This is a genomic window from Bowmanella yangjiangensis (assembly GCF_017255015.1).
Taxonomy (GTDB): Bacteria; Pseudomonadota; Gammaproteobacteria; order Enterobacterales; family Alteromonadaceae; genus Bowmanella; species Bowmanella yangjiangensis.
Genome location: NZ_JAFKCS010000302.1, coordinates 1 through 962, shown reverse-complemented (window position 1 = coordinate 962; position 962 = coordinate 1). Strand labels below are relative to the sequence as shown.

The window sequence follows — 962 nt, the reverse complement described above, 5'->3', positions numbered from 1 at the left end:
AGGCGGTGGATTTGTCGATGCGGTTGGCGTTGTAGATATCCAGCGCGCCTTACCCCCGCGGCAACGTACAACACCGCTCAACATGGCAATGCACTGGACACTCCGCGCCGAATGATCGACAACAAGCGCTGCGCCTTGCGATCACACTCGCAAGCGTGATTGAGCACACTGCCTCCTCATTATCCCTTCTGGCATGATGGCTCCATGAAGCCCTCACGCAGTCGAGCAGCACAGTGAACGAAGCACTATTTTCCCTGCAAGAACGAATCAATTCAGGAACTGCGGTTGTCGGCATATATGGCCTCGGCTATGTCGGTCTGCCCCTGGCGCTGCGCTTCTGCGAAGTCGGCGTGAAAGTTATCGGCTTCGACATAGATGCTCGCAAGGTAGATCTCCTGAATAGTGGGCACAGCTACATCGAGCGATTGACGCCACAGTGCATCGACAAAGCCCTGACTCAGGGGCTTGAGGCCACGACAGACTTTGCGCGCACAGCCGAGGCGGATGCTCTGATCATCTGCGTACCAACGCCGCTGAACAGCCATCGCGAGCCAGACCTCAGTTTCGTCATCAACACCGTAGAGTCGATACTCCTCCACTTTCGCCCTGGCCAACTGCTGAGCCTGGAAAGCACTACCTGGCCAGGCACCACGGACGAAGTGCTGGCCCCACGCCTGGCCAACCACGGCTTCATTCCTGGTGAAAATTGCGCTCTGGTGTTTTCCCCGGAACGCGAAGACCCTGGCAATACCCGCTACGGCACCCATGACATCCCCAAGGTAATTGGCGGCATGACGCCAAGCTGCCTGGAACTTGGCCAGGCCATCTATCGCCGTGCCATTCGCACCCTGGTTCCGGTGAGCAGCACGCGTACAGCAGAGATGACCAAGCTGCTGGAGAACATCCACCGCTCGGTGAACATTGGCCTGGTCAACGAGATGAAGATCGTCGCAGACAAGATG

1 protein-coding gene is annotated in these 962 nt (G+C 57.7%); it reads left to right on the top strand.

Annotated elements, in window-relative coordinates; genetic code table 11:
• Positions 1 to 233: 233 nt before the first annotated feature.
• A partial coding sequence (locus J0A65_RS24140; RefSeq protein ID WP_206596806.1) for a nucleotide sugar dehydrogenase occupies positions 234 to 962 on the top strand: 729 nt, incomplete at its 3' end.